The organism is Dokdonia sp. Asnod2-E02, from assembly GCF_045063915.1.
GTDB lineage: Bacteria > Bacteroidota > Bacteroidia > Flavobacteriales > Flavobacteriaceae > Dokdonia.
Genome location: NZ_JBEFNX010000005.1, coordinates 976242 through 997022, shown reverse-complemented (window position 1 = coordinate 997022; position 20781 = coordinate 976242). Strand labels below are relative to the sequence as shown.

Sequence of the window (20781 nt, the reverse complement as noted above, 5' to 3'; positions counted from 1 at the left end):
GGAAAAAAGCTGGATATGAAAGTAAGAGCATCCATTAAGAAAAGAAGTGCCGATTGCAAGATCGTTCGTCGCAAAGGCAGATTATACGTAATAAACAAAAAGAACCCTAGGTTTAAACAAAGACAAGGTTAATAGTTATGGCTAGAATTGCAGGGATAGATATCCCAAAACAAAAGAGAGGTGTAATTGCATTAACGTACATCTTTGGAATAGGAAAGAGCAGAGCACAAGAAATACTTGCAGCTGCAAATGTATCAGAAGATAAAAAAGTATCTGATTGGGATGATGACGAAATAGGTCGTATTCGTGATGCTGTTGGTACATTTACTATCGAGGGGGAACTTCGTTCTGAAGTATCTTTGAACATTAAGCGTCTGATGGACATCGGTTGTTACCGTGGTATCCGTCACCGTGTAGGTCTTCCATTAAGAGGACAGCGTACAAAGAATAACTCACGTACGAGAAAAGGAAAGCGTAAAACAGTTGCTAACAAGAAGAAAGCAACTAAATAATAAGGCATAATGGCAAAGCAAACTGCAAAAAAACGTAAGGTTGTTGTAGAATCAGTAGGGGAGGCGCACGTAACAGCTTCTTTTAACAACATCATTATTTCGTTAACAAACAAAAAAGGAGATGTAATCTCTTGGTCATCTGCTGGTAAAATGGGCTTCAGGGGTTCTAAAAAGAACACTCCTTATGCTGCTCAAACCGCTGCAGAAGATTGTGCTAAGGTTGCTCACGAGGCAGGCCTTCGTAAAGTAAAAGTATATGTAAAAGGACCGGGTAACGGACGTGAGTCTGCGATACGTGCTGTACATAATAGTGGAATTGAAGTGACAGAAATCATTGATATTACTCCAATGCCACACAACGGGTGTCGTCCTCCAAAAAGACGTCGCGTTTAATAAATAATTATTTAATTAATATCTCGAGGGAGAACGGTTTGCAAAGGATTGACCTTAATTTCTAACCACCCTCAAAACACACATTTAAAATGGCAAGATATACTGGTCCCAAAACAAAGATCGCACGTAAATTTAGCGAGGCAATCTTCGGAGAAGACAAATCTTTTGAAAAAAGAAATTACCCTCCAGGGCAACACGGAAACAACAGACGTAGAGGAAAAAAATCTGAATACGCTGTACAACTAGCTGAAAAGCAAAAAGCAAAGTATACTTACGGTATACTTGAGCGTCAGTTTAGAAATATGTATGACAGAGCAAACCGTGCTCCTGGAATTACAGGTGAAGTTCTTTTACAATTATGTGAGTGTCGTCTAGACAACGTAGTTTATAGAATGGGAATGTCTCCTTCTAGAAGTGGCGCACGTCAGTTAGTAGGACACCGTCATATTACTGTAAATGGTAACATTGTAAACATCCCTTCTTACCAAGTAAAAGCTGGTGATGTTATAGCTGTACGCGAAAAGTCTAAATCTTTAGAAGTAATTTCTAACTCTCTATCTAATGCAAGTCACGTTTTTGAGTGGATCACTTGGAACAACGATAAGAAAGAGGGAACATTTGTGGCAGTACCACAACGTCTTCAGATACCTGAAAACATCAATACACAGTTCATCGTCGAGCTGTACTCTAAGTAATAACCACTAAAGCTAGAAAACCGATATGGCAATATTAAATTTCCAGAAGCCCGATAAAGTCATTATGATTGACTCTACTGATTTTGAAGGTAAATTTGAGTTTAGACCTTTAGAACCAGGTTATGGTTTAACAGTAGGAAACGCTTTACGTCGTGTATTACTATCTTCATTAGAAGGTTTTGCAATCACATCTGTACGTATAGAAGGTGTAGACCACGAGTTTTCTACACTGGCTGGAGTAGTTGAAGATGTTACAGAAATCATTCTTAATCTTAAGCAGGTACGTTTTAAACGTCAGATTGAAGAGATAGATAATGAGACTGTAACAATATCTTTATCAGGTGTTGATCAATTAACAGCTGGAGATTTCCAAAAGTTTATTTCTGGATTCCAAGTGCTTAACCCAGATATGGTTATTGCAAATATGGATAAGAAAGTGAACCTTAATATGGAAATCACTATCGAAAAAGGACGTGGATATGTTCCTGCAGAGGAGAATAAGAAATCTAACGCTCCATTAGGAACTATATTTACAGATTCTATTTATACACCTATCCGTAATGTAAAATACAGTATTGAAAACTACCGTGTTGAGCAAAAAACTGATTATGAAAAATTAGTTTTTGAGATAATTACAGATGGTTCTATCCACCCTAAAGAAGCACTTACTGAAGCTGCAAAAACACTTATCCACCACTTTATGTTATTCTCAGATGAGCGTATCACATTAGAGGCCGATGAGATTGCACAAACAGAAACATATGATGAGGAATCTCTTCATATGCGTCAGTTACTTAAAACTAAGCTTATCGATATGGATCTTTCTGTACGTGCGCTTAACTGTTTAAAGGCTGCAGAGGTAGAAACTCTAGGGGATCTTGTTTCTTATAACAAGAATGATTTGATGAAGTTTAGAAACTTTGGTAAAAAATCACTTACTGAACTTGAAGAGTTAGTAAATGTAAAAGGACTAAGTTTCGGAATGGATCTAGCCAAATATAAATTAGATAAAGACTAGGTAGCTGTACTTTAAATAGAATAGCGCTTTCGCGAAAGCGGAAAAATAAATATTACAATGAGACACGGAAAGAAATTTAATCACTTAGGGAGAAAGACTGCACATAGAAAATCTATGCTTGCAAATATGGCTTGCTCTTTAATTGAACATAAGAGAATAAATACTACAGTTGCAAAGGCAAAAGCACTTAAGCAATTTGTAGAGCCTATGATCACTAAATCAAAATCTGATACGACTCACAACCGTCGTATTGTATTTGCAAAACTTCGTCAGAAGGATGCAGTTACAGAATTATTTAGAGATGTAGCAGCAAAGGTAGGTGATCGTCCAGGAGGTTATACTCGTATCATCAAGTTGGGTAACCGTCTTGGAGATAATGCAGATATGGCAATGATCGAACTTGTAGATTACAATGAGATTTACAACGCTGGTAAACCTGCTAAAAAGAAATCTACTCGTCGTGGAGGTAAGAAAGCTGAAGCTGCTCCTGTAGCTACAGAAACTGCTTCTAACGAGGAAGAATAGAACGGTAAACCTTATAAAAATAGGTTAATTAGTATCGGGATTTACTGCAAGGTAAATCCCTTTTTTTATTTTTGGCAGTATAATTAAATGTTTGGCAAAGTGTTTGCCAGTTAATTACTGAAATTAAAATATTAGAAAATGAAAAAGATAGCTATAGTTGTAATGTGTGTTTTAGCAACATCACTTTATGCACAAAGAGATGATGCAGTAGATGCAAATAATAATGTACTAGGAGCATTAGCTTCATATGGACCAGATGGAGCTGGTGTAGGTGGGTCTAGTGTAGTGTTTAACCCATCAAGACCTATAGATGGATCTGTGCACGTTTTTGACACTTGGCGTAATAATGCCATTATACAAACCACTGGTGGGATGACGCTGCGTTTACGTGATAACATTAATCTCAATGCAAAGAGGAATGTCTTTGAATCAAAAATAGGAAGAGACTCAGTGTTTACTTTTGATTTTACAAACATTGAAAAAATGGTTGTAAATAATAAGACGTACAAGAATATCTTTTCTCCTGTAGAAGGAGGTTACCGTCTGGTGGAAGTAGTTGCGGAAACTAGTGACTTTGCTATCTATAAAGATTATAAGATAGATATTAAAGAAGGAAACCCAAATCCAATGCTTGCTCAACAAAATGATAAGTATCTAATGAAGGATTCTTATTATGTAAAGAAAGGTAGAAGTTTCAAGAAGTTCAAATTGAAGAAATCTAATTTCTTAAAGTTAGCTGGTAAGAAGGCTGATCAACTAGAAGCTTATGCAGATAAAAATAATCTCAACTTTCGAGATGAGAAAGACCTTGAAAAGATAGCCAGTTACTATGGCACTTTATAATATTATTAATGGGAGCTATTTGGTTCCCATTTTTTTTGTTCAGATATGGGATAAACTCTTTTTCTGAAAACCTTTTTTTAACCTATTTTTGTAAAGTTTATAAAATAAATACTTAATGAAATATCAATCTAGAAGACCTGCCTTACTTTTATTATCAGATGGAACCATCTTTCACGGTAAAGCTGTAGGAGATAAAGAAGCAACCTCTTATGGTGAGGTGTGTTTTAATACAGGGATGACCGGATATCAAGAGATCTTCACAGATCCTTCGTATTTTGGGCAATTAATGGTTACTGCAAATGCACACATAGGTAACTATGGTGCTACAGATGTCGAGACAGAATCTGATAAAGTAAAGATTTCTGGTCTTATTTGTAGAAATTTCAGTTACACCTATTCACGTAAAGACGCTCAGGAGTCGCTAGAACAATTTTTAGATAAGAGTAATTTATTTGCCATTTCTGATGTAGACACTAGAGCACTAGTAGCACATATACGAGATAATGGATCTATGAATGCTGTAATTACTACAGATGTAGAAAATATAGAAGCTCTTAAGGCAAAGCTAGCAGAAGTTCCAGATATGAATGGCCTTGAACTAGCTTCAAAGGTTTCAACAAAAGAGCCATATTTCTTTGGTGAAGAAAATGCCGAAGTAAAGATTGCAGCTCTCGATATAGGTATCAAGCGTAACATCTTACGTAACCTTGCAAAACGCGGTGCTTATATAAAAGTATTCCCTTATGATACAACATATGCAGAGATGAAATCTTGGAACCCTGATGGATATTTTCTTTCAAACGGTCCTGGAGATCCAGAACCTCTTGAAAATGCAATACAGGTAGCAAAAGACATTATTGCAGATGATGAGCCACTATTCGGTATATGTCTTGGTCACCAGGTTATTGCTCTTGCAAATGGAATATCTACTTATAAAATGCATAATGGTCACCGTGGGATTAATCATCCTGTAAAGAATCTTATAACTGGTAAAGGTGAGATTACTTCTCAAAACCACGGTTTCTCTATTAATAGAGAAGAGACAGAAGCACATCCAAATGTTGAGATAACACACGTTCATCTCAATGATCATAGCGTAGCGGGTATTAAAATGAAAAATAAAAATTGTTTCTCAGTTCAATATCACCCAGAGGCAAGTCCAGGACCTAATGATGCTACTTATCTATTTGATCAATTTATAGAAAACATAAAAAGCGTTACAGCTTAAAAAATATATCCCTGCCTTACGGTGGGGATTTTTTTATATTACCGCTTACGCGAAAACGTTATCGCGACAATAGCTAGTCAATTTATTTAAATTAAGGTCAAAATCGTATTTTTACGTAACTAATAAAACAACTAAGAAAATGAGTATTATCATAGAAATTCACGCAAGACAAATATTTGATTCAAGAGGAAACCCTACGGTAGAGGTAGATGTATTTACAGAACTCGGGGCGATGGGAAGAGCAGCAGTACCTTCTGGAGCATCTACAGGCGAGCACGAAGCGGTAGAGTTGCGTGATGGTGGTACAGATTTTATGGGCAAAGGTGTAAAGAAAGCTGTAGAGAATGTAAACACGCTTATCGCACCAGAACTACTTGGTGTTTCAGTTTTTGAGCAAAATGCTATAGATGAGTTAATGATAGATCTAGATGGCACTCCTAACAAATCAAAACTAGGTGCAAACGCTATATTAGGAGTTTCATTAGCCTGTGCAAAAGCCGCCGCAGCAGAACTTAATATGCCATTATATAGATACATAGGAGGCGTTAGTGCAAACACACTTCCAGTACCTATGATGAATATTATAAATGGAGGGTCACACAGTGATGCTCCTATTGCTTTTCAAGAGTTTATGGTAATGCCTGTAAAAGCAAAGAGCTTTAGTCACGCCTTACAGATGGGGACAGAAATATTTCATAATCTCAAAAAAGTATTACACGACAGAAACCTTAGTACAGCCGTAGGAGACGAAGGAGGATTTGCTCCAGCTCTTGACGGAACAGAAGATGCACTTGATAGCGTAAAACTAGCAGTAGAAAAAGCAGGTTACTCTTGGGGTGATGAGATTATGATAGCTCTAGACTGTGCCGCTGCCGAATTCTATGTTGATGGGAAGTACAACTATGCAAAGTTCGAAGGAGAAGGAGGAAAAATACGTACGAGTGAAGAACAAGCAGATTATCTAGCAGAACTAGCAGATAAGTATCCTATTATCTCAATAGAAGATGGTATGGATGAAAATGACTGGGAAGGCTGGAAATACTTAACTGATAAGGTAGGTGATAAAGTACAGCTTGTAGGTGATGATTTATTTGTAACCAACGTAGAGAGACTTTCTCGCGGTATAAACGAAGGAATTGCAAACTCAATCCTTATTAAGGTAAATCAAATAGGAACTCTTACAGAAACTATTGCAGCCGTAAATATGGCTCACAATGCTGGGTACACATCAGTAATGTCACACAGGTCTGGAGAAACAGAAGATAATACTATCGCAGATCTTGCAGTAGCACTTAACACTGGGCAGATCAAAACTGGTTCGGCTTCAAGATCAGATCGTATGGCAAAGTACAACCAGCTTATTCGTATAGAAGAGATGCTTGCAGATACGGCATATTTTCCAGCTATGAATGCTTTTAAAATAAAGTAGTAGTATTTTACATACTATATTAAACCCTCTCATAGAGAGGGTTTTTTTTGCTTCCATATATGACACTATATATATCTTAGTATTAGAGCAGGCATAGATAATTGATTATTTAGAGAATTTTTACAAGTAAACTTTTACAAAAATATAAAAGTAAGAATAATCGTACTACAAAATCATTGCACATCGTCAAAAAGTCCGTAAATTGCCGTCATAAAGATAAAGAGGTCGCTGTATTGCACTCGATATGTTTATGATTAGGTAGTTAAAATTCAAGAAGTAACAACCTTAACAGTTTGCCCACATTGTTATAACCGCGTTAGTGAATAAACAGGTATATAATTTTTTAAGTTGGGTAAAGAGCGGGCAGTATGGCCCTTTAGCTGCACGCTCGCTCTTTTTAAGAAACTGGTTTTGATTAAATTCAAAACCTTTATTTTGAAGTTGGGTAAGGATATTTGCGATTGCAAGTATCCTTTTTTTTATGTCTTATATGCAGATAATATTTACCAGATTCTATCAATAGTTAAGCTGTGGGCAATATAATGGTCAAAAGACCAATATTTTTACATTTTATTAACCATCTAGCGGCGTATTATGTTAAATAAAACGACTTCTTTTTTGTAATTTAGCTGTCCAAAATAAACTAAGTAAAAACAATTTTTTTCAGGCATAGATGGCAGATAAAGCAACTTTAACAATAGACGGAAAGAGCTATGAGTTTCCTATCATTACAGGAACAGAGCAAGAGCAAGCAATAGATATTAAAGCATTAAGAGGTGCTACTGGAGGTATTACTACCATAGATCCAGGTTATAAAAATACGGGTTCTTGCCAGAGTGCTATTACCTTCCTTGATGGAGAAAAAGGTATCTTAAGATATAGAGGATACTCAATAGAAGAACTGGCCGAAAAAGCAGACTTTCTTGAAACTGCTTATCTTTTGATTTTTGGAGAATTACCAACAAAAGAACAACTTGCAAAATTTGATGCAGACATTAAGTCTGAGTCTCACGTAGATGAGGATATGAAGAAAATCTTAGATGGTTTTCCTAAGTCTGCTCACCCTATGGGAGTATTAAGTGCTCTTACATCTGCACTTATTGCATTTAACCCTTCTACCGTAAATGTAGATTCTGAAGAAGAAATGTATAACGCAATTGTAAAGCTACTAGCAAAGTTTCCAGTGCTAGCTGCTTGGGCAATGCGTAAGAAGAAAAGTCAGCCACTAGATTATGGTGATAATTCTTTAGGTTACGTAGAGAACTTCCATAAAATGATGTTCTCAAAACCTAATGAAGCTTACTCTGTTGATAAAGAGATAATCGCTGCTATAGACAAGTTATTAATCTTACACGCAGACCACGAGCAAAACTGTTCTACATCTACAGTACGTATTGTAGGTTCATCTCACGCTGGTCTATTTGCTTCTATCTCTGCAGGTATCTCTGCATTATGGGGTCCTTTACACGGCGGAGCAAACCAAGCAGTTATAGAAATGCTTGAGGCAATAAAGAATGATGGTGGTGACACTAAAAAATATATGGCAAAGGCAAAGGATAAGCAAGATCCTTTCCGTCTTATGGGCTTTGGACATAGAGTTTATAAAAACTTCGATCCACGTGCAAAGATTATAAAAGTTGCTGCAGACGAGGTTCTTGGTCAACTAGGTATACAAGATCCTGTTCTTGATATTGCAAAAGGTCTTGAAAAAGAAGCACTAGAAGATCCATATTTTGTAGATCGTAAATTATATCCTAATGTAGATTTTTACTCAGGTATTATTTACAGAGCTCTAGACATTCCAGTAGAAATGTTTACGGTTATGTTTGCTTTAGGTCGTCTTCCAGGGTGGATAGCTCAATGGAGAGAAATGCGTCTTAACAAAGAACCTATAGGTCGTCCACGTCAGGTTTATACTGGTGAAAACTTAAGAGCTTTTAAAGAAGTTTCTGAGAGATAAAAACTCAATAGTACAATATAAAAGAGCAAACGTTTAGTTTGCTCTTTTTTTTATGCCTCAAAAGCAATAACGTAACTATTTAAAAAATTGTAAATTCACTTTCGTGAAAGATACCAAACACCCATCACCAGTTATCATAGAGCAACCTGCACTTACTCTTGTAGGTTTACAGGCTACAATGTCTCTATCTCATAATACTACAATGCAGTTATGGCAAACCTTTGGACCGCTTAGGAAGACTATTCTTAATAAGTCTAATGGAGGGAGTTATAGTGTGCAATGCTATGCAGATGATTTTATGACTACTTCATTTACACCAGAAACCAAGTTTGTAAAATGGGCCGCAGTAGCGGTAACAACCGAAAATGATATTCCAAATCAATTAGAAGTATTAAAAATCCCAAAAGGTAAATGGGCAGTTTTTCCATATAAAGGAACCACACGTGATTTTGGAACATTTGCTCAATATATCTACAGTCAGTGGTTACCAAATTCTGAGTATCAATTAGATCATAGACCACATTATGAATTTATGCCAGAGGAGTACTTAGGCCCAAATAATCCACAATCTGAAGAAGAAGTGTGGATACCTATTAAGTAAGCTTTCGCGAAAGCGTAAAAATCACGATGCACTGCGTATATGATAAATTTCATATAGATAGGCATTCTTTTTTTAGCAAAACTGAGTTATCTTTACCTTATGCTTAAACTAAACGTAAAGAACGAAACTTCAAGGCTTAGAGCCGTAATCTTAGGTACTGCTGAAAGTAATGGGCCTACTCCAAAACTTGAGGATGCCTACGACCCAAAATCTGCGCTACATTTAAGAGAAGGAACATATCCTCTAGAGAAAGATATGGTTCCCGAAATGGAAGCTGTAGCAGCAGTTTTTAAAAAGTATGATGTAGAGGTTTATAGGCCAAAGCTTATTAAAGATCTTAATCAGATTTTTACTCGTGATATTGGTTTTGTAATAGATGATAAGTTCTTTAAGGCAAATATTCTTCCAGATAGGGAAGAGGAGATAGATGCTATTGAGCACGTTATAAAACAGGTGCCATCTACCCACGTTTTTAGATTACCAGAAGAGGCACATATAGAAGGAGGAGATGTGATGCTGGTAGATGATCATATTTTTATAGGTACCTATCGTGGTGATGATTATCCAGATTATATCATTGCGCGTACTAATATGCTTGCGGTAGGTATGATTCAAGATTTATTTCCTCGCAAAAAAGTAATGTCTTTTGACCTTAGAAAGTCTAATACAGATCCTTATAATAATGCCTTACATTTAGATTGCTGTTTTCAGCCAGTGGGGAATGGGAAAGCTATACTTCATAAAAATGGCTTTTTACAAGAAAAGGAATACGAGTGGCTAGTAAACTTTTACGGAAAAGAAAATATCTTTGAAATCACCTCTCAGGAGATGTTTAATATGAATTCAAACATCTTTAGTATCTCTCCAGAAGTTGTTATTTCTGAGCGTAATTTTACCAGATTAAACACTTGGCTACGCAATCAAGATATCACTGTAGAGGAGGTTCCTTATGCAGAGATTGCAAAGCAAGAAGGTTTACTGCGATGCAGTACATTGCCACTTATAAGAGACTAGAAAAATAAAAAGGCTGGAAGTTTTATCTTCCAGCCTTTTTTATATTAATTAGTCCAGTAATCTATTACCATAACATCTGCTACGTGGGGCTGTATAGAGGCTACAAAATTTTGATGAGCTGTATGGGGTAGATACGTATCTAGAGCATCTTGCGAATCAAACGTTAATAAAAATGCGTGGGTAAAGCCTTTGTTTAAATCTTCTGCACTTTTATGTAATCCCCATTCATAATCTTTTATGCTTTTAATTTGAGATGGTAAGGCCGAAAAATCTGTAATAATTTTTTCGATTTCTTGTGTCGTACTCTCTTCATTAAATTTAAAGAGCACCATATGCCTTAGCTGTCTTGTATGTGTCATTTCTTGCTTGCTTATTTTACGAGTTTTCATCGTGTTTTCTTGTGAGCACCCAAGGGTGATTATTAATATAAATAAGGTTACGACTAGTCTCATATGGTACACTTTAAATTAAACATTTTAAAAATCAAGCATTAAGTAGTTTTAACCTTGGCAGCTAGCTCTTTTGCTCTCGATACTACCTCTGTAATATCTCCATCAAGGCTATCGTAGGTCACCACAACTCCCATACGCCTGTATGGGCGAGAAGTAGGTTTTCCAAAGAGCCTAAAATCGCTTTTTGGCGCGGTGGCTAGTTCATTAATCCCTGTAAATCCTGGATTGTCTGAATTCTGAGTTGCCAGAATTACAGCACTCGCACCTATACGTTCTTGAGTAATTTCTTTTATGGGAAGTCCTAGCACGGCTCTTAAGTGTAGCTCAAACTCATTATAATTTTGCGTGTTTGCAAGCGTTACCATACCTGTATCGTGTGGGCGTGGAGAAAGCTCAGAAAAGTACACACCATCATCTCCTACAAAGAACTCAACACCCCATAATCCAGCTCCGCCTAATGCAGCGGTAACTTGAGCCGCCATTTCTTGAGCGGTTTTAAGATGGGCATCTTCCATAGTAGCGGGTTGCCAACTTTCTTGATAATCACCACGTTCTTGACGGTGACCTACAGGTGGGCAAAATAATGTCTCACCATCTCTCTGCGTTACAGTAAGTAGTGTGATCTCATAATTAAAGTTTACAAAAGCTTCTACAATCACCTCTGCAACATCACCACGAGAGCCTTCTTGAGAGTAGTCCCACGCTCGTTGTATGTCGTCTGGTGTTTTGATAGTAGATTGTCCTTTTCCGCTAGAAGACATTAGGGGTTTTACCACGCAAGGAATCCCTACTTCCTTCACCGCTTTTTGTAGCTCTTGAGCAGAGGTTGCATAGCGATAATTTGCAGTTTTTAAGCCAAGGTCTTTTGCAGCAAGATCGCGTATAGACTTGCGATTCATTGTGAAGTTTGCAGCTTTTGCACTTGGGATCACAGTGTATCCTTGCTTCTCATATTCATAAAAACGCTCGGTGCGTATGGCCTCTATTTCTGGAACGATGTAGTCTGGCTTATGCTTCTCTACAAGTTTATCTAGCGCCTCTCCATCAAGCATATTTATCACTTCGCGACCATCTGCTACTTGCATAGCAGGGGCATTATCATAACTATCTACAGCAATTACGGTCTGACCTAGTCGTTGTGCAGCTATTACAAATTCCTTTCCTAGTTCTCCTGAGCCTAGTAATACTATTTTTTTATTCATAATGTTTTGCTTTCGCACTTCGGCAAGCTTAGTGTAAACTTCACTTGCGTGAAAACGGTATTATTTACTTTCTTCTATCCAACCATTAATTTTTTCCTCAAGTAGCGCAAGAGGGATACATCCTGTCTCAAGCACCTCTTTGTGAAAATCTCGTATGTCAAATTTATCACCTAGCTCCTGAGTTGCTTTTTCTCTAAGTTCTCTAATCTTAAGTTGACCTATTTTATAAGAAAGCGCTTGTCCTGGATTTGCCATATAGCGCTCAATTTCTGATGTAATACCTGCTTCACTTTCGGCTTCATTTTCTAGGCAATATGCGATTGCTTTCTCACGGCTCCATCCTTTGGTGTGGATTCCTGTATCTACTACAAGCCTAACTGCTCGGTGCATTTCGGCTCCTAGTGTTCCAAAATATTGGTATGGGTCTGTATAAAGTCCTAACTCTTTACCAAGCGACTCTGTATATAATGCCCAGCCCTCGCCATAAGCACTGTACCATAAAGTTTTTCTAAACTGTGGTAGTGTCTCGCTTTCTTGCGTGAGTGATACTTGGAAGTGGTGACCTGGTATAGCCTCGTGTAAAAATAAAGACTCGTCTGAGTATACATTATAGGTAGTTGCGTCTGGTATAGGCGTGTAGAAAATACCTGGTCGAGTACCATCTAGCGATCCTGGGTTATACTCTGCACTTGCAGATTTCTCACGGAAAGCTTCTGTCTGTCTTACTTCAAAAGCTGTTTTAGGCTGTAGGCTAAAGAGCTGGTCTACCTGCGGCTTTATAGTCTCGTGCATTGCATTAAAGTTTGCAATAATCTCTTCTGGAGTACTGTACGGCATTAGTTTTTTGTTAGTACGTACATCGTCAAAAAATGCTTTAAGATCTCCTTTAAAACCTACTTGCTCCTTTACTTTTTCCATCTCCTTACGTATACGAGCTACCTCACTTAGTCCAAGCTGGTGTATCTCGTCTGCGCTCATTGTAGTAGTGGTATATAATTTTATGGCATAGTCATAATACTCACTTCCTTGTGGTAAGTCACTATAACCAGAGCTATCACGTCCAGCTGCTAGGTATTCATTTTGTAAGAAGTCACGCATCTTTGCATAAGCAGGGATTATTTTACCTTCTATCATATTTTTATAATCTGTGCGTATGATATTCTGGTCTTCTTCGGTAATTCCATCAGGAAAATTTGCAACAGGCTTGTAAAAAAGGTGATTCTCTATGGTAGGCTCTGTCATAGCATCCATTTGCGGGATGATTTTCTTAATAAGTGATTTAGGAAGTACATATCCTTCTGTCATACCCTTGCGCATATTTGTTTCTGAGCTGTTGAGCCAAACTAGGTACTCATCTACGCGTTGTTGCCAGTTGCGGTAATCTTCTACAGTGTTAAAAGGTTGCGCACTCGCTCCACTTGCAAGCTGGCCAAACATAAGATGAGGTGACCACATCTGGTCTATAGGCGTGAGGTCTTTTTTAAACTCCATACCCTCTAGATTGATAGCAATATCCCAGAGCAATACCTCCTTACTCATCTTCTCCGTGTCTGTGAGGTCACTGTCGTTAAACTGCTGTATAGAGTCGCGGTAAGATGTATAATAAGTTTTTACTGCATCCTTATGAGATTGAGATAATGCATCTGGAAATTTATCATTATACCTATTATCACCAGACATTGTCGCATTAAGCGGGTTAAGCTTTAGGCCGTCTTCATAATAGTTATCTAGCACATTGTTAAATGCTAGAGAGGTATCTCCTGTGCTAGTTGTTTCTGTGGTAGCGTCGTTTTTACAAGCTATAAGGCTTAGAGCCATCATTCCTGCAAGTAGCGTTTTTTTCATAAGTCGAGTCGTATTAATTCTCACAGTATTTTACTACTGATGGTGGTTTTTGTGGGTTTTTACGCTTTCGCGAAAGCGAGATTACTCATTTTAAAAATTACTCTACTAAGATACCTATAAGTACATAAATTATGAGGTAATAACTTGCTTGTTAAATTAGGTGTGTATGTGATTTTTGTTGCATCTTTAAGGAAGTCAGGTTCTTAAAGCTGTAAATTATGATTCATCTATTGACAAAGAAAGTGAGCAATACCTCTAGAAAGTGGTTATTAACGCTATGTTTAATTGCTGCTTGTGCTAGTTCTATGTATGCGTGTTCTATTTTGTATTATGTAGATAAAGAAACGGGTACCATCTATGCCGTAAATAATGAAGACTTCTGGCTTGATACCGATGCTTATATACAGATAGAAAAAGCGACTTCAAAAAAGCTAGCTAGATTATGGTATGGCTGGGATAATTTTGCTCAGGGAGGTATAAATAGCGCGGGATTGTTTTTTGACGTAGCGGTAACGCCAGAACAAAAAATGCCAGAAGGGTATGGTTGGGCAAAAGGTAACATAGGAGATGATTTACTGGCAAACGCAAGTACAGTAGAGGAAGCGCTTGCCTGGATAGAGGAGCAAAAACTCGCCGTGCATCAGAGTCATTTTTTAATAGGTGATGCCACCGGTAATGCAGTTATTGTAGAGTGGATAGACGGCAAGAAACATATCATACCTATGGAGGGCAACACGCTAGTAGCCACAAATTTTTTGATAAATGCTCCAGAAGAAGGTGGCTTTCCTTGCCACCGATATCAATCTATAAACTCACGCGTAGATGAGCTAGAACGCAGTGGAGAAGACATCACCTTAAAATCTGTGGGGCAAACGATGGCTGGAGCAGTGCAACCAGCTGCAGACTGGGGTGAAGGTAGAATGGGAGGGACGCTCTACACTACCTTTTTTGATATTACAGCGATGCAAATGGTTATGGTGCCAAAACTAGATGGAAGCAAAATGATGCGTATAGATCTCAAAAAAGAATTTGCACTTAACAAAAAACGAAAAATCGATATGGATTAACTTCGTTATAAATGAAAAAACCCGCTAAGAGATTAGCGGGTTTTGTTTTGCTTTCGCGAAAGCGTAATATATAAGGTCTATGAAACTGCAGATTTAATCTGCTTCATTGCGTCTTTAATGTTGTCTACACTCGCTGCATAAGATATACGTATACAATCTGGGTTTCCAAATGCTTCACCAGTAACTGTTGCAACATTTGCCGCCTCAAGAAGGTAAAGAGAAAAATCTGTTGCGTTTTCTATTTTTTGACCTCCTAGCGTTTTTCCAAAGTAGTGTGAGATATTTGGAAATACGTAAAACGCACCTTCTGGCTCGTTACATTTAAAGCCTTCAATATCATTGAGTAAGTCCAGTATTAACGTACGACGACTTTTAAACTCATCAATCATATATTGTACTTTACTTACTGGGGCTTCAAGAGCGGTAATTACTGCACGTTGTGCAATACAGTTTGTACCACTAGTAATCTGTCCTTGCATCTTGTTACAAGCGCGTGCAATATATTCTGGACCTCCTATGTAACCTACACGCCATCCCGTCATTGCAAATGCTTTTGAAACACCGTTTACAGTTACCGTACGGTCATACATATCTGGAAACTGTGCCATACTTGCGTGATCTCCCACATAATTAATGTGTTCATAAATCTCGTCACTTACTACTATAATTTGTGGGTGCTTTGCAAGTACATCTGCCAGAGCGCGTAGCTCTTCTTTACTATATATCGATCCAGATGGATTACAAGGAGAGCTATACCAAAGCATCTTTGTCTTAGGCGTGATAGCTGCTTCTAGCTGCTCTGGTGTCATTTTAAAATCTGTATCTATTGAGGTTTTTACCTCTACTGGTACACCTTCGGCTATTTTTACAATGTCTGAGTAGCTCACCCAGTAAGGGCAAGGTAATATTACCTCGTCACCTGGGTCAAGGCATACAAGTGCAATATTTGCAAGTGACTGCTTTGCACCTGTAGAAACCACAATTTGTGGGAGGGTGTAATCCAGATTATTATCTCTTTTAAATTTTGTGATAATCGCCTCTTTTAACTCTACATAACCATCTACCGGTGTGTACGAATTGTAATTATCATTTACTGCTTGAATTGCAGCATCCTTAATAAAGTCTGGAGTATTAAAATCTGGTTCTCCTAGACTAAGACCTATAATGTCTTTTCCTTCTGCTCTTAATTCGCGAGCCTTTGCAGCCATTGCAAGAGTTGCAGAGGTTGCCATATTTGTAACGCGGGTAGATAAATTCTTCATACGAGGCGCATTCTTTATTTAGTTGATAAAAGATTGTAGTGCAAGGTAACTAAAAACGCCAAATCCTTATGGGATTTGGCGTTTGATATTTTCTTAAAAATTTAACCACTTCTATGCAGAAATCGCAGGTTTCATACCCATCTCACGTAAGTGACTAAAGTGAGCGATAAGTGCCTTTCTAGTAGTTTTATACTCGTGGTAAGGTAAATTAAACTCTTGTGCTGTCTCCTTTACAATTTTACTAATCTTAGTATAGTGTACGTGGCTTATGTGAGGAAAGATGTGGTGCTCCACCTGGTGGTTTAATCCTCCAGAAAACCAGTTCATCACCTTATTTTTAGTTGAGAAGTTTACAGTAGTAAATAACTGGTGTATCGCCCAAGTATTTTTCATAGTTCCTGTCTCATCTGGTAGCGGCATATGTGCATCTTCTACCATATGCGCAAGCTGGAAAATAATACTCAAAATAAGACCTGCCGTATAGTGCATAATAAAGAAGCCTATTAAAATTTTCCACCAAGCAAGATCAATAAATACAAGAGGTATAACAATCCACATCGCGATGTATATCGCTTTTGTAATAAGTAGTGTGCTCCACTGCTTTGCAGGGCTCTGTAGTTTTCCGTAAGATAATTTACGTTTCATATAACGTTTCATCTGGAAGAAATCTGTAGTAAGTGCCCAGTTAAAGGTAAGTAGACCATATAAAAACACCGAGTAGTAGTGCTGGAACTTATGTGCCCAGTGCCATTTTCCGTGTTTTGAAAAACGTAGCACGCGACCAGCCTCCATATCTTCATCGTGACCGTGTATGTTAGTATACGTGTGGTGAAGCACGTTGTGTTGTACTTGCCAGTTATAAACATTACCGGCTAGTATGTAAATACTGCTTCCCATTAATTTATTTACCCATTTTTTACTAGAAAATGAACCGTGATTACCATCGTGCATCACATTCATCCCTATGCCAGCCATACCCACACCCATAACAATGGTAAGGACAATCTGAAGCCAGGTAGGCATATCTAGCGTTAAAAATAAAAAGTAAGGAACTAAGTAAATGGCAAACATAATGATTGCCTTTAGGTACAATTTCCAGTTACCTGTGCGTTTTATATTATTCTCTTTAAAGTAGTTGTTTACACGTTTATTTAAAGTTCTGAAGAACTTTGCAGAGTCCGTGCGAGAAAATTTTATAGTAGTCTCCATAATGTAATAATTACTCTCATAGCGCTACAATAGCTGTTTTATTGTAGTGTTGTTGAGGTTTTTGATTCCGCTTTCGCGAAAAAAAATAATCTTCTTTTAATAGCTTGGTAAAAGTAATGCATAATATAGGCTACATCTATGAACCTGCGTTAAAATAATAGCGGGTATTATGGTACTTTTACACCGTTAATATACTAAATAATGGATATCATATTAAAATATTTTCCAGATCTAACAGATACTCAGATCGAGCAGTTCTCAAAACTGAAAGATTTATATCAAGATTGGAATCTCAAAATCAATGTAGTAAGCCGTAAAGATATAGATGAGATTTACTTACGTCACGTACTGCATTCACTAGGTATAGCAAAAGTTCAAACCTTTAATCCTGGTGCCAGTATAATGGATGTAGGTACGGGAGGAGGCTTTCCTGGAGTACCACTTGCCATACTACACCCAGAAGTAAATTTTCACCTTGTAGATAGTATAGGTAAAAAGATAAAAGTAGTAAACGAGGTGGTAGAGGGCCTAGGTATCACAAATGTAAAAACTACAAACGACCGAGTAGAAAATGTACCTGGTCAGTATGATTTTATTGTGTCTAGAGCGGTAGCTCAAATGGAAACATTTGTAAGATGGGTACGCGGGCACATTGCAAAAAAATCTAACCACGAACTCAAAAACGGAATTTTATACCTCAAAGGAGGAGACCTCACAGAAGAACTTAAAAAGTATACCACGACTACTATTTATGATCTTCCCACATTCTTTGAAGAAGATTTCTTTGAAACAAAAAAGGTAGTTCACTTACCTATGAAGTATAAAGGATAAGCTAGAAAACAAAACTTTATGTACAAATCCAAATTTCTAATTACACTACGGTAAGAAGAAATTTGGATTTTTTTTTTTGCCTTGAGGCAACCTTTTTTGAAAACTATGCGTCTTTATAAATAGAAACCCAAACATCAGGTATGAAAGTCATACAATTTAATAACGAGCGACAACTCATAAAAAAAGCCATTAAAGGCAATAGAGATGCACAGCGCAAACTCTATGATGAGCACTCGCCTAAAATGCTGAGCATCTGTCGTTATTATATAAAAGATGTACATCAAGCCGAAGAGGCAATGTGCAACGGTTTCTTAAAAGTATTTACAAAGCTAGACACCTACGGAGGTAACGGGAGTTTTGAAGGGTGGATACGTAAGATTATGGTGCGAGAAAGCATCTCATACCTAAGAGCAATAAAGAAGTTATATTTTTCAGAAGATGGTGTGGTAGAAAATAATGATGCTATAAATAACATACAGACAGATCTTGAAGTGGCACATATACAATCACTCATAGATGATCTGCCAGAAGGATATCGAGTCGTATTTGTAATGTATGCAATAGAGGGTTATAAGCATAGAGAGATAGCAAAAGCACTAGGGGTAAGTGAGAGCACTTCAAAAAGCCAATTGTTCAAAGCGAGAAAGCAGTTACAAGCAGCGGTAAAAAAAGAATTAATAAATAACGGTAGAGATGAACTTAGAGGATAATTTTAAAGATAAGCTAGAGAGACGCCGTCTCGAGCCTACCGCATCTGCCTGGGATCGTATAGAGGGCAAGCTAGATGCTAGTCAGGGCAAGAAAAAAAGTAAAATAGTTTTATGGATGGGTATCGCGGCAAGCTTTATTGCAGGCGTGTTTATCACAGCACTTATTTACAACACGAGTGTGGTAGATGAACAAACACCTTATGTAGAAAATCAACCAGTAGAGGTGATAGATGAGATAGCACCAGAACAAATAAGTGATAAGCCTAGTGAAATCATACTAACAGATGCAACAACAAATAATGTAGAATCACAAAAATCTGTTACGTCACCCAAGAACAATACTGCTGCAAAGAAGAAAAGAACAAATCCTACTAAAAGTAAGTATCGCCCATATAGCAATGCTAATACTATAAACTCACAAGTAGAAGAAGCTGTAGCCACTTCTATTAAGAAAGAGGCAGCGGTTAAATCTACTGTAAATGCTGTTGTAGATGTAAATCCTGATGAAGTAAAAACGAGCGATGAGTTACTAGATGATGAGGTAGAAAACCTACTCAAAGCTGCCCAGCAAAATATCAATAAGCAACCAGTGTATGCACAGCCACAACGAGTGGTAGATGCAAACGAGTTATTACTAGACGCCGAAGCTGAGGTAGATCCAGACTCCTTTAAAGACAGAATGTTCCGCACGCTCAAAAAAGAGTTTAATAGAGCCGTAGAGGCAGTTGCAAATAAAGATAATTAAGAAAATTCATCAATAACGCGCTATCATCCAGCGCACAAAACACAAACTATTATGAACACAATTTATAAAATTGCCCTAGCGGCAACAGTGGTAATCTTTGCCCAAAACGTAAATGCGCAAGAAGCGCAACAAGAGGTCTCTCAAAAAATTGTAGACCAAGTATCAACCCTAGAAGCTCGAAAAGAGAACGTAAAAGAAAACTGGAAAAGCAATCTCAAACAGAGAATACAGTTTATAAATGCTCAAAGAGAAAAACAAAACATTAGTGCCACCCAGGCAGAACAACAAAAAAAGGATGCCGCAGAAGAAGTTGCTCTTAATATAGAAAACGAACTAGCCATTATAGATAATCAAATCGCACTGGTAAAAAGAACCGGACGCATAGATCCTTCAAAACCTACCTCTGTAGAAATAGGTTTTGGTAGTGCAGATGAGAACGGCAACAGAGTATTAGGTATTGCTGTAAATACCAATAAGCCAAAAAAAGTCACCTATGACAGACGTACGTATAGCGAGCTTGTATTTGCCTTTGGTCTCAATAACGGTATTGTAGAAAATGGAGCCGACTTTGGCGATGAGTTCTCCATAGGTAAATCGCGTTTTTTTGAACTAGGTTATGCCTGGAAAACGAGAGTATTTCAAAACTCTGGCGCACTTCACCTCAAGTATGGAGTGTCATTGCAAACTAACAAGCTGTTTACAAAACAAAATGAGCGACTCGTAGTCACAGATGGTGTAGCTGCTTATGAGGAGTTCCCACAAGAGTTAGACAAGTCTCAGTTACGTTTCTCAAACCTAGTGGTACCTGTGCACCTAGAATTTGGCGGGTGGAAAAAGGAGCAAGAAGAAGACTATGTGCGCTACAGGCTGTCAGGTAAATTTAGAATGGGTATAGGAGGTTATGTAGGTGTGCGACTTGGGACACAACAAAAATTGAAGTATAAAGAAAATGGAGACCGCATCAAGACAAAAGAGAAGCAAGACTTTGGTGGTGATAACTTTGTGTATGGGGTGAGTAGCTACATAAGACTATCGCAAGACCTTAGCCTGTACGGTAAGTATGACTTGAGCACCGCTTTCAGCACAAGTGACTTAGGTGATGTAAATAATGTCTCTCTAGGCTTACGTTGGGACTGGTAACATATAATGTATAGCTAGTATTCCGTTTTTGTAAAAGTGTTTTATTACGCTTTCGCGAAAGCGGAATTAAGAAAGAAGGTAGCTCAGATATGTAAAATGT

22 protein-coding genes are annotated in these 20781 nt (G+C 37.7%); 17 read left to right on the top strand and 5 right to left on the bottom strand.

Annotated features, from left to right (window positions below):
- Positions 1-15 precede the first annotated feature (15 nt).
- The 12 genes from ykgO (at position 16) to ACJJVM_RS04405 (ending at position 10218) form a co-directional block, all read left to right on the top strand.
- The gene (ykgO, locus tag ACJJVM_RS04460) at positions 16-132 is read left to right on the top strand and encodes a type B 50S ribosomal protein L36 (protein ID WP_010519235.1); all 117 of its coding nucleotides are present in this window, start codon (positions 16-18) and stop codon (positions 130-132) included.
- A 5-nt stretch (positions 133-137) separates the two neighbouring features.
- Positions 138-512 carry a 30S ribosomal protein S13 gene (gene rpsM / locus ACJJVM_RS04455; RefSeq protein ID WP_298351802.1) on the top strand — a complete coding sequence of 125 codons (375 nt, stop codon included), beginning with the start codon at positions 138-140 and terminating at the stop codon, positions 510-512.
- 9 nt (positions 513-521) lie between these two features.
- Positions 522-905 (top strand): 30S ribosomal protein S11, encoded by a 384-nt coding sequence (gene rpsK / locus ACJJVM_RS04450; RefSeq protein WP_035327583.1) that lies wholly within the window; start codon positions 522-524, stop codon positions 903-905.
- An 89-nt stretch (positions 906-994) separates the two neighbouring features.
- On the top strand, positions 995-1600 hold the full coding sequence (gene rpsD, locus ACJJVM_RS04445; protein WP_038599625.1) for a 30S ribosomal protein S4: 606 nt from the start codon (positions 995-997) through the stop codon (positions 1598-1600).
- 25 nt (positions 1601-1625) lie between these two features.
- A complete protein-coding gene (locus ACJJVM_RS04440) occupies positions 1626-2618 on the top strand; it encodes a DNA-directed RNA polymerase subunit alpha (protein WP_013751347.1) in 993 nt (330 codons plus the stop codon).
- A gap of 57 nt (positions 2619-2675) precedes the next feature.
- The gene (gene rplQ, locus ACJJVM_RS04435; protein WP_299147963.1) at positions 2676-3143 is read left to right on the top strand and encodes a 50S ribosomal protein L17; all 468 of its coding nucleotides are present in this window, start codon (positions 2676-2678) and stop codon (positions 3141-3143) included.
- 138 nt (positions 3144-3281) lie between these two features.
- Positions 3282-3986, top strand: a complete 705-nt coding sequence (locus ACJJVM_RS04430; RefSeq protein ID WP_299147965.1) for a hypothetical protein — start codon at positions 3282-3284, stop codon at positions 3984-3986.
- 115 nt (positions 3987-4101) lie between these two features.
- Positions 4102-5214, top strand: a complete 1113-nt coding sequence (gene carA, locus ACJJVM_RS04425; protein WP_405210931.1) for a glutamine-hydrolyzing carbamoyl-phosphate synthase small subunit — start codon at positions 4102-4104, stop codon at positions 5212-5214.
- A gap of 139 nt (positions 5215-5353) precedes the next feature.
- Complete coding sequence (gene eno, locus ACJJVM_RS04420; protein WP_299147967.1) at positions 5354-6643, top strand: phosphopyruvate hydratase; 1290 nt, start codon at positions 5354-5356, stop codon at positions 6641-6643.
- Positions 6644-7316: 673 nt separating this feature from the next.
- Positions 7317-8603, top strand: a complete 1287-nt coding sequence (locus ACJJVM_RS04415) for a citrate synthase (protein WP_405210930.1) — start codon at positions 7317-7319, stop codon at positions 8601-8603.
- Between the two features lie 103 nt (positions 8604-8706).
- Entirely contained in the window at positions 8707-9204 is a 498-nt protein-coding gene (locus tag ACJJVM_RS04410) for a GyrI-like domain-containing protein (protein WP_405210929.1), read from the top strand.
- Between the two features lie 99 nt (positions 9205-9303).
- Positions 9304-10218: a dimethylarginine dimethylaminohydrolase family protein gene (locus tag ACJJVM_RS04405; protein ID WP_405210928.1), complete on the top strand. Its 915-nt coding sequence runs from the start codon at positions 9304-9306 to the stop codon at positions 10216-10218.
- Between the two features lie 44 nt (positions 10219-10262).
- On the opposite strand, the gene ACJJVM_RS04400 is transcribed toward ACJJVM_RS04405, so the two are convergent.
- Genes ACJJVM_RS04400 through ACJJVM_RS04390 form a run of 3 tightly spaced genes read right to left on the bottom strand, consistent with a single transcriptional unit; the run spans position 10263 to position 13717 of the window.
- On the bottom strand, positions 10263-10670 hold the full coding sequence (locus ACJJVM_RS04400) for a Dabb family protein (RefSeq protein WP_405210927.1): 408 nt from the start codon (positions 10668-10670) through the stop codon (positions 10263-10265).
- Positions 10671-10708: 38 nt separating this feature from the next.
- Positions 10709-11872 (bottom strand): formate-dependent phosphoribosylglycinamide formyltransferase, encoded by a 1164-nt coding sequence (gene purT / locus ACJJVM_RS04395; protein WP_405210926.1) that lies wholly within the window; start codon positions 11870-11872, stop codon positions 10709-10711.
- Positions 11873-11932: 60 nt separating this feature from the next.
- Positions 11933-13717 carry a DUF885 domain-containing protein gene (locus tag ACJJVM_RS04390; protein WP_405210925.1) on the bottom strand — a complete coding sequence of 595 codons (1785 nt, stop codon included), beginning with the start codon at positions 13715-13717 and terminating at the stop codon, positions 11933-11935.
- A 218-nt stretch (positions 13718-13935) separates the two neighbouring features.
- On the opposite strand from ACJJVM_RS04390, the gene ACJJVM_RS04385 reads away from it, so the two are divergent.
- The gene (locus tag ACJJVM_RS04385; protein ID WP_405210924.1) at positions 13936-14784 is read left to right on the top strand and encodes a carcinine hydrolase/isopenicillin-N N-acyltransferase family protein; all 849 of its coding nucleotides are present in this window, start codon (positions 13936-13938) and stop codon (positions 14782-14784) included.
- 77 nt (positions 14785-14861) lie between these two features.
- Here the strand turns inward: ACJJVM_RS04385 and ACJJVM_RS04380 are convergent, their stop codons facing one another.
- Together ACJJVM_RS04380 and ACJJVM_RS04375 are read right to left on the bottom strand one after the other, a co-directional pair.
- Positions 14862-16046: a pyridoxal phosphate-dependent aminotransferase gene (locus tag ACJJVM_RS04380; protein ID WP_298351841.1), complete on the bottom strand. Its 1185-nt coding sequence runs from the start codon at positions 16044-16046 to the stop codon at positions 14862-14864.
- 111 nt (positions 16047-16157) lie between these two features.
- A complete protein-coding gene (locus tag ACJJVM_RS04375) occupies positions 16158-17255 on the bottom strand; it encodes an acyl-CoA desaturase (protein ID WP_299147982.1) in 1098 nt (365 codons plus the stop codon).
- A 201-nt stretch (positions 17256-17456) separates the two neighbouring features.
- On the opposite strand from ACJJVM_RS04375, the gene rsmG reads away from it, so the two are divergent.
- The 4 genes from rsmG to ACJJVM_RS04355 all read left to right on the top strand — a co-directional run bounded on the left by rsmG (position 17457) and on the right by ACJJVM_RS04355 (position 20681).
- Positions 17457-18086, top strand: a complete 630-nt coding sequence (rsmG, locus tag ACJJVM_RS04370; protein WP_038599649.1) for a 16S rRNA (guanine(527)-N(7))-methyltransferase RsmG — start codon at positions 17457-17459, stop codon at positions 18084-18086.
- Positions 18087-18226: 140 nt separating this feature from the next.
- On the top strand, positions 18227-18796 hold the full coding sequence (locus ACJJVM_RS04365) for an RNA polymerase sigma factor (protein ID WP_405210923.1): 570 nt from the start codon (positions 18227-18229) through the stop codon (positions 18794-18796).
- Complete coding sequence (locus ACJJVM_RS04360) at positions 18780-19541, top strand: hypothetical protein (protein ID WP_405210922.1); 762 nt, start codon at positions 18780-18782, stop codon at positions 19539-19541. The genes ACJJVM_RS04365 and ACJJVM_RS04360 overlap by 17 nt, the downstream gene beginning before the upstream one ends.
- 51 nt (positions 19542-19592) lie before the next feature.
- Entirely contained in the window at positions 19593-20681 is a 1089-nt protein-coding gene (locus ACJJVM_RS04355; RefSeq protein WP_405210921.1) for a hypothetical protein, read from the top strand.
- The last annotated feature ends 100 nt before the right edge of the window (positions 20682-20781 follow it).